7 protein-coding genes are annotated in these 4,922 nt (G+C 39.6%); all 7 read right to left on the reverse strand.

Going from position 1 to position 4,922, the window contains the following annotated elements:
- The coding region (locus HZC45_03210; GenBank protein MBI5682166.1) for a hypothetical protein at nucleotides 1-320 on the reverse strand (320 nt) is incomplete at its 3' end.
- Complete coding sequence (locus tag HZC45_03215; GenBank protein MBI5682167.1) at nucleotides 317-1,870, reverse strand: GldG family protein; 1,554 nt, start codon at nucleotides 1,868-1,870, stop codon at nucleotides 317-319. The genes HZC45_03215 and HZC45_03210, both read right to left, overlap by 4 nt.
- Nucleotides 1,871-1,905: 35 nt before the next feature.
- Complete coding sequence (locus HZC45_03220; protein MBI5682168.1) at nucleotides 1,906-2,685, reverse strand: ABC transporter permease subunit; 780 nt, start codon at nucleotides 2,683-2,685, stop codon at nucleotides 1,906-1,908.
- Nucleotides 2,686-2,797: 112 nt separating this feature from the next.
- Nucleotides 2,798-3,514 (reverse strand): ATP-binding cassette domain-containing protein, encoded by a 717-nt coding sequence (locus HZC45_03225; protein ID MBI5682169.1) that lies wholly within the window; start codon nucleotides 3,512-3,514, stop codon nucleotides 2,798-2,800.
- 118 nt (nucleotides 3,515-3,632) lie between these two features.
- Nucleotides 3,633-4,172, reverse strand: coding sequence for a hypothetical protein (locus HZC45_03230; protein ID MBI5682170.1), 540 nt, complete (start codon nucleotides 4,170-4,172; stop codon nucleotides 3,633-3,635).
- Between the two features lie 85 nt (nucleotides 4,173-4,257).
- A complete protein-coding gene (locus tag HZC45_03235; protein MBI5682171.1) occupies nucleotides 4,258-4,611 on the reverse strand; it encodes a cytochrome c in 354 nt (117 codons plus the stop codon).
- A 15-nt stretch (nucleotides 4,612-4,626) separates the two neighbouring features.
- Nucleotides 4,627-4,908: a cytochrome c gene (locus HZC45_03240; protein ID MBI5682172.1), complete on the reverse strand. Its 282-nt coding sequence runs from the start codon at nucleotides 4,906-4,908 to the stop codon at nucleotides 4,627-4,629.
- Between the last annotated feature and the right edge of the window lie 14 nt (nucleotides 4,909-4,922).

The following is a 4,922-nucleotide window of genomic DNA, read 5'->3' on the forward strand; positions in this document are numbered from 1 at the left end:
AAAAGGATGCCATCGTATCTGACATTTACAACACCATTGAGGAGGTTCTGGATTGCCTCTTTATCACCCTTTGCCCGCAGGGGACTTTCCATAAGCCATTCATCCGCCTCTTTTCTTAAAAGGATGTTTTCTATTGTATTTTTACCATTGGCCCGTAATATCTGAAACTCTACCACATCCTTTGGTTCAAAAGGGAAAAGTCTTTTTCTTATCTCTTTAACTACCTTTTTCTCTTCAGCCTTCCTGTCTATTAGATAAAAAGAGCCGCCTATAACAGCAAGTGCAATAAACCAGAAAATCGTCTTTTTGAAAAACCTCACCTTTTAAATCTCCGCCTGCTTAAAATAAAGATGCCGCAGGTCAAGACAAATAAAGGCATTATAACCACAGGAAGCCAGAATACAAGCCTTCCCTGTGTTTTCGTAAGCACGATGGGTGTTGACTGCGGTTCCTTTTTTCTTATGGAGATTAAATCAGACTCCTCTGCAAGCCAGTTTACAGTATTAAGAAAGAAATCCTTATTCCCTGCAAGATTTATATTGGTATTATTTACAAAATCAGAGTCTCCAAAGACTACGATTTTTGCAAATTTCTTGCCCCCTGACTCCTGACTCTTGACCTTTGATTCTTGTGTCTCTACTACTGCAACCCCGGCAACAGGGACAGGACCCCTCTTATCTTTTCCTTCATCGTATTGTGCCTTTCCTGCCTCAAGTGCGGCTTTGTCTATCTCTGCCCAACTCTCTCCCCCTGTCATTGCAAGGGTATATATGCCCTTTGAAGCGTCCTTTTCTACTGAAACAGACCTGGTGAGGGGAAAGAATGTTGCTAAATCAAACTCTTTTGTAATAGGGTGCTCCTTGTCATACTGTGCCACAACAGGGGTCAGATAATTTGCACCAAATACCTGAGAGAGTTTATCAATGATAATATCATCACCAATAGTGAAGCCATATCCCTTTAATAATGCCACCGTGTTAGGGACAGTAAACGGGTCAAGCATGAACAGGATATTTCCGCCTTTTTTAATATAATCCTGAATTCTATTAAATTCTTCCTGCAGGGGTTCTTTTTTAGGACCGCTGATTATGAGAAGTGATGCATCTTCAGGCACAGCAGGAGATTCCAAAAGTATAAGTTCCTTTACCTGATAGTTTTCCTTTTCCATAGATTCTCGGACAGCCTTATAACCGCTGTTCTGGAAATCAGTAATATTGTTTTCACCGTGTCCCTTGAGGAAATATATGGTTTTTACCTTATCCCTTGTCACCTTAAGGATTGCATTTGTCAGTTTCTCCTCAGATTCAAATCCAACAACCTCCTGTTTGCCGTCACTCTGGACAAGTGTCGTCCTGTAGGATGTTATGCCGTATTTTGATGCAAGACCAGGTTTTTTGTCAGGGTCAATGAATTGGTACTTAAATTTAGGGGAATAATTGGAATACCCCTCCAGAAGGTCTTCCATCTGCTGCCTTGTCCTTTCATCGCTCCTGTAAAATGCTATTACATTTATATCTTTTTTAAGGGCGCTCAAGAGTTTTATACTCTGGTCTGATAAGGTGTATCTGCCGCCCTTTGTCAAATCCCAACGCATCTTATATTTTATTGACATTACTGCCGCAAGGGAGAGGACTACAAGAAATACAGATATCATAATAGCAGTGTTGACACCGTATTTGGTTGACCTCTTTGACACCAGTTCTCTTATGGCAGAAAAGTTTATATAAAAGGATACAAGAAGAAGGATAAGCCCTGCCCAGACAAGAACTGCTGAAATGGTTTCCATTGTGCCTTTTATTAAGACAGCAAACCCACCTGCTAAAAGCAGCAGCAAGCCAACAATCCATGTGAATGATAAGTATTTGTTCATAAATTTTGCATTTTGATTTTTAAATTTTGATTTTTTTATCCTCTCCACTTATTTGACTCAAGCATCCTGAGTGTAAGGAATATAAACAGGGTTATAAATACGCCGTAATAGATAATATCCTCTGTATCAATAACACCTTTTGCAAATGCCTCCAGATGGTCAGTAATTGCTATGTATGAGATAATCTTCCCTACGGCAGGATCAGCAAGCCCTACTGAAAAACTGAGCAGCCAAAAGAATATCAGTGCGCCAAATGCAACAGTAGCAGCAATGACCTGATTTTCTGTAATGGATGATGCAAATATCCCCAGAGAAATAAAAGAGGCGCCGAGGAGAAAGAGTCCGATATAACCTGTTATTAAAGGTCCTATTTCTGGTTCACCGTAAATCATAATAAGTATTGGATAAAGTGCCGTCGGGATAAGCATAACTACAAATACAAAGAGGCAGGCAAAGAATTTACCAAGGAGAACCTGCATATCTGTTACAGGATAGGTTAAGAGGAGTTCAATAGTGCCTGTCTTTTTCTCCTCTGAAAAGAGCCTCATTGTCAAGATTGGCATCATAAGAAGCATTATGACACTCATATTTCCAAAGAGGGGTCTTATAACTATTTCAGTAACATTCAGCAGTCCATACTGCTTTGCAGCCATCGGGTTTATTGTTGCCTGATAACTTATAGTGGCAAAGGTAGCAAGGATGCTATAGAAGAAGTAACTGCTTATCACCAGAAATATGGTTATTACCACATACGCTATAGGTGATGTGAAATATGATTTTAATTCCTTTTTAAATATCAGATAAAAGTTGCGCATGTCTTTGCCTTTTGCCTTTTGCCTTTAGCCTATTCCTTTGTTACCAACTTTATAAATATATCTTCTAAACTCATCTCAAAGGGTCTCATCTCAAGTAGTCCCCAGTTGTTTTTCACAATCCTGGGTGCCAGTTCTTTTCGGACATCCACACCCTTCCGCCTTGAATCCTTGATGTCATATTCTGCGGCGTATCAACAGCAACAACCTCACCCTTGTTGATTATAACTACCCTATGGCAGATCATACTCACCTCTGGGAGTATGTGAGTGCTTAATATAATCGTTCTTTTACCTGCCAGACCTTTTATAAGTTTTCTTATTTCTATTATTTGATTAGGGTCAAGTCCTATGGTCGGCTCATCAAGTATTAAGACATCAGGGTCATTCACAAGTGCCTGTGCAAGCCCGACCCTCTGCCTGTAGCCCTTTGAGAGTTCACCGATAAGTTTGCGTGAGACATCCTGCAGGGCACAATCATCCATTACCTTATTAACCCTGTCATCCATATCATATTTTTTTATACCCTTTATACCGGCAGCAAACTTAAGATAATCAGTAACTACCATGTCACGATACAGAGGGACATTTTCAGGCAGGTACCCTATACGCTTTCTTACCTCCATCGGTTCTTCAAACACATCAAAACCGGCAACCACTGCCTTACCTGATGTGGCAGGGAAAAAGCCTGTTAGTATCCGCATTGTAGTGGTCTTACCAGCACCGTTTGGTCCAAGAAAACCAAGTATTTCACCTTTATTTACGGTAAAGGATATACCCTTTAATGCCTGATGACTGCCATAATTTTTTGTAAGATTTTCAACCTGTATCATAAATAAGATAAATCAAAAATAAAAATGCAAGTATCAAAATGACAAATTAAAATTCAAAAATGAAACACCTTAATTTTGATTTTTGATATTTGATTTTTGATTTTGTTTCTTTGATTTTTTATTTAACATTAGGCAGGGGCTTCATTGTATCGTATGTTTCCTTATATACTCCCCCTGCTGTCTTTCCTTTTAATCCTGCCTCAATTTTACGCTCTTTTACAGGTGTGTCCAGTAGTCTTATTAAGGTGTCGTCTTTTTCCAGAAGTTTTTTTAAATCTTCTTTTCTCCATGTGTCTTCCCAATTACCCACAAGTGCATTCCATACCTGCGTTATTGCAACTGCCTCAGCATCAGTTATACTGGATATCCACTGCATCGCTTGTTTCTGTTTCTCAAGGGCAATTAGTTTTTTCATGTTGTGTAACACTATAATAAATGGCGGCCCGCATCTCATGCAGTATTTTGTAACCTTGTCTATCGGATGACACTGTTTGCATCTTGTATATGCCAGTTCCTGTGCCTCAATAGGCGTATATTCAAGATACCCACGGGACTTTATGAGCATGAGGGTCTTTTCTTTTATTCCACCGGAGGCAAGCAGCACGCTTCCAATTAATGCCAGAATAAATGCTGCTATTACATATGTGTATTTCATCATGCTATGTGTAAAAAATAAGGCACGACCTTTTTCAAGCCGTGCCCTGTAAACATTGCAACTCTTACAAATTTATTAAGGTTGAAACCTAGCACTTGCAGAGTTTACGGAGGTGTTTAACCATCTCCTTTATTTCATCAGGACTAAATGTAGAACCAAAAGGAGGCATTGTGGTTGACTTGCTTGTTGCGGCACCACCGGACTTAACAACATTTTCTATATCAGCATCAGTTAGTTTTTTCATATCCTCTGGATTTGTGTGGTTTCTGGGTGTAACAGGCAGATCCTTTGAATTTGCACCATCACCTTTGCCGGCTGCGCCATGACACTGGGCGCAGTACCACTTATAGTTTTCTTCTGCACTGGCAGCAATAACATTATCAAATCTTGCAAACACCAGCATTAGTAAAAGTGTAGCAAAAAAGGTAAATATCTTTTTCATAGATAGTTCGTCTCCTTATTTGAATGTTGAAATATACTGGGCTATACCCTTTATCTCGCCATCATTTATTATATCGGTATATATAGGCATCCTCTTGACAGGGATAAGCAGTTTAGGGTCTTTAAGATATGCATATACCCAGTCTGCCTTTAGCCTATTACCAGCACCAGCAAGGCTTGGACCTGTAAGTCCACCAACAAGTTTATCAAGTTTTTTGTATTTATGGCAGTCAAAGCAACTCACCTTTTTCTCAAATGCCAGTTTACCCTGGATGTTGGATGTGCCTTCCTGTATCACACCCTCCTGAACAT

The sequence above is a fragment of the Deltaproteobacteria bacterium genome, assembly GCA_016223005.1.
GTDB lineage: Bacteria > Desulfobacterota > GWC2-55-46 > UBA9637 > GWC2-42-11 > JACRPW01.